The 1,528-nt window shown below is 42.0% G+C and carries 1 protein-coding gene; it reads right to left on the minus strand.

Annotated features, from left to right (window positions below; translation table 11 throughout):
* Positions 1–617: 617 nt before the first annotated feature.
* A complete protein-coding gene (locus L1264_RS21355; protein WP_235404646.1) occupies positions 618–1,199 on the minus strand; it encodes an acyl carrier protein phosphodiesterase in 582 nt (193 codons plus the stop codon).
* Positions 1,200–1,528 lie beyond the last annotated feature (329 nt).

Consider the following 1,528-nt stretch of genomic DNA (forward strand, 5'->3'; position numbering starts at 1 on the left):
AGTCATAAAGGGGCGAATACATTAAAGTGACCAGGGGTAGCTCCCCAAATAGAGTCCGTATATAAGCCAGCATCTAATCTTTATTTAATAAGTACTCCGTTGACAAAAAACGGGGAGTCCATATAAGTACACCGAGCCGCTTCACGCTACACAGAGAAAAACAGCATTTAAAAATAATAGTCACAAAGAGGATAAGAGGCGCTGCGCTTTAGAGGGATTATTAAAAACAAATTTGGTGGTTTTGTGGGTTACTCACTCTCTTCTCTTTGTGCATCAAAAATAAATTGAACCATAGAGTTCACCGAGGCGCTTCGCGCTACACGGAGAAAAACAGCATTTAACAATAATAGTCACAAAGAGGATAAGAGACGCTGCGCTTTAGAGGAAGAACAAAATACTCTTTTGGTGTATCTCATTCACTTCTCATTCTCTTCTCTTTGTGCAAAACAACAAATTGAACCACTTAGTGCACCGAGGCGCTTCGCGCTACACAGAGATAAACCGTAAATTACGCGGGGTAAACCAGCTGCTACCAGTTCACTTGTTGGGTTTCACTCCGTTCTACTCAACCTACCAGCAAATAGCTCCTTTCCCGTTTACTCTAGAAACTCGCCAAATCATTCCATCCCCTTTAGCTTCACATGCTCAACCAGCTCGGGGAAAAACGCTAAAAACACCGCGTCTAATTGCTGATAATGACGAGCAATATCGTCAGCTGCTCCTGCAAAGTTGTTAGCAAAACGAATACGCTTGGCGATGTTATCAAGGGCAAGGCCGACTCCATCGAGTGTTTCATATTCTTTAAACCAATCATTATTAGTCATACTGGTCACAACTTGCTGCATGCGTGAAGGCATAATGGCTTGGCGCGCATTTAAAAGCCCATAGCTGTGCTGTTTGAATTCAGCTAATGGCTGATCATTAAAGCGATGCCAATGGTGAATAAGAAAGTGATCAAACGCCACATCAATCGCGACACTTGCAAAGCGTTTACGTGCTGGCGAAAAATACTGCTTAGCCTCTTTTACAAGGGGATGTGAGTCGGTAAACCTATCAACCAAATAATGATTTTCAAGGCCATTTTTAACCGCGTCAGTTAACTGCGCTGAATAACGACGCCCACCAAAATCCCCAAGCAGATTTCCAAAGTGTGAATCAGCCGTCGGTTGTGCTAAGTAAAGGTGGGCCAAGTAGTTCAACGCATTCTCTAAATTAAGTCATTTTATGCATTGTAAAAGAATACAGGTGAAAGGGTCTAGGGGCGCGAGTTAGCAAAATTTTAGCAGCGATTTTATATCGCGTAATTCACTGAATAATCACAAAGAGTGATAAGAGACGCTTCGCTTTAGAGGAAAGTAACTAATAGTTTTATTGGGTTACTCATTTACTTCTCATTGTCTTCTCTTTGTGCAAAAGAATATTGAACCACAGAGATGTATGGACTCCCCTCCCACAGGGGGGTAACGTAATAAGCGACAAAACTTTTACAAAAGGAGTCCATACATGGTGAATCTTAACGTTATTGCGA

It is taken from the genome of Pseudoalteromonas sp. APAL1 (assembly GCF_021532475.1).
Classification (GTDB): Bacteria; Pseudomonadota; Gammaproteobacteria; order Enterobacterales; family Alteromonadaceae; genus Pseudoalteromonas; species Pseudoalteromonas lipolytica_C.